The following is a 1,577-nucleotide window of genomic DNA, read 5'->3' as shown; positions in this document are numbered from 1 at the left end:
AGAGTTGGCCTTACGAGAGGCATAGTCTTCCAAAGCGTCGCCACCGACCAGCATTACTAAAATCACCATAGCGGCCCAATACTCACCGACGCTTAGAGTGGAGACAACGGCGATGATTGCCAGCAGGTCAACGCCATAGCGACCGCTTTTAAGAGTATGGATCATCTCAATCAGCATTGAAAGCGCGATACCGGCTCCCACGATGGTTACCAGAATCTGGGCAGCCAGTGCCTGCTTAAAAGCGTATTGCAGGAGCACGGCTACTAAGGCGACAGCTAAAATCATGAACAATTTTTGCCGATGCGAAAATTTTTTCATAATTTTCAGCTCCTTTCCCCAAATTTTGTCTTAATTATAACGCTATTCGGCAACCGCTTCCAGATGTCAGCTTGAGGCAATCTGCCAAGTTGGTTTCATTCAGGTCAAAATTAATAAATATCGGAATAATTGACGAAAATATAAAATTAGTATTGACATTAAACGTTTTTATCGGTAATATATATAACTGTTGATACGTTATCAGCGAATTTAAATAAACATTTGCGGAAGTAGTTCAGTGGTAGAACATCACCTTGCCATGGTGGGGGTCGCGGGTTCGAATCCCGTCTTCCGCTTGATTCCATTATTTCATGCACCCATAGCGCAATTGGATAGAGTGTCTGACTACGAATCAGAAGGTTGAAGGTTCGACTCCTTCTGGGTGCATTAATCGGGAATTAGCTCAGCTTGGTAGAGCGCTTCGTTCGGGACGAAGAGGTCGCAAGTTCAAATCTTGTATTCCCGATTCATAAATAAACATTATGCGGAAGTAGTTCAGTGGTAGAACATCACCTTGCCATGGTGGGGGTCGCGGGTTCGAATCCCGTCTTCCGCTTGAATTGAATATTTATTATGCACCCATAGCGCAATTGGATAGAGTGTCTGACTACGAATCAGAAGGTTGAAGGTTCGACTCCTTCTGGGTGCATTTCTTGCGGAAGTAGTTCAGTGGTAGAACATCACCTTGCCATGGTGGGGGTCGCGGGTTCGAATCCCGTCTTCCGCTTTTTGTATGCCGATGATTTTTCATCGGTTTTTTTGTTAAAAAAGATCCGGTCATCACCATTTTGGTACTGACCGGATCTGATTGTTACTAAGCTTAAATCAGCCGATATTCTTTTAAGAGTTCTTCGATATAGGTTCCCTTGACTTTTTTGAGTCCCTCTTTAACTAATAGTTTCTGAGACAATGGCAAGTCCAGTTCAGTTAATTTCTTTTGATCATTAAGATAATACATGGCATTCATCATCAAACGAACGTCAAAGGCTGAGGCAAATACTTCAGGAACGCCCCGGTCAATGTCAAGCAGCGTATAGACGGCTTCCATGGCAGTGCGAACGGAGTATTCAGTTGTAAAGACCGTATCACGTGGCGTTTCAGCAAAGTTGCCGATAAAGGCTAGATTCTTGGAATGCTTTGGTACGACTAATGGACGATCACCCAAAGCGCGCGGCATGAAGTAGGATGTGATATACGGCATGTGAGCAGGAATTGTTGTCGCTGCTTTTGCCATGACCGGAATATCATTTTCTGGTACA

1 protein-coding gene, 6 tRNA genes and 1 pseudogene are annotated in these 1,577 nt (G+C 44.1%); 6 read left to right on the top strand and 2 right to left on the bottom strand.

Going from position 1 to position 1,577, the window contains the following annotated elements; genetic code table 11:
- Positions 1-318, bottom strand: a pseudogene (locus WS44_RS09240) (heavy metal translocating P-type ATPase); the annotation flags it as partial.
- Between the two features lie 224 nt (positions 319-542).
- Here WS44_RS09240 and WS44_RS09235 point away from each other — a divergent pair.
- The 6 genes from WS44_RS09235 (at position 543) to WS44_RS09210 (ending at position 1,045) form a co-directional block, all read left to right on the top strand.
- Positions 543-614 (top strand) — tRNA-Gly (locus WS44_RS09235).
- 17 nt (positions 615-631) lie between these two features.
- Positions 632-705: transfer RNA gene (locus WS44_RS09230), tRNA-Arg, on the top strand.
- A gap of 5 nt (positions 706-710) precedes the next feature.
- A tRNA-Pro gene (locus tag WS44_RS09225) sits at positions 711-784 on the top strand.
- 18 nt (positions 785-802) lie between these two features.
- Positions 803-874 (top strand) — tRNA-Gly (locus WS44_RS09220).
- A 19-nt stretch (positions 875-893) separates the two neighbouring features.
- Positions 894-967 (top strand) — tRNA-Arg (locus WS44_RS09215).
- A 6-nt stretch (positions 968-973) separates the two neighbouring features.
- A tRNA-Gly gene (locus WS44_RS09210) sits at positions 974-1,045 on the top strand.
- A gap of 93 nt (positions 1,046-1,138) precedes the next feature.
- On the opposite strand, the gene WS44_RS09205 is transcribed toward WS44_RS09210, so the two are convergent.
- Positions 1,139-1,577: oleate hydratase (locus tag WS44_RS09205; RefSeq protein ID WP_046434089.1), on the bottom strand; the 439-nt coding region annotated here is incomplete at its 5' end.

It is taken from the genome of Lactobacillus sp. N54.MGS-719 (genome assembly GCF_000980505.1).
Classification (GTDB): Bacteria; Bacillota; Bacilli; order Lactobacillales; family Lactobacillaceae; genus Lactobacillus; species Lactobacillus amylovorus.
This window is presented reverse-complemented; position numbering and strand designations above follow the sequence as displayed.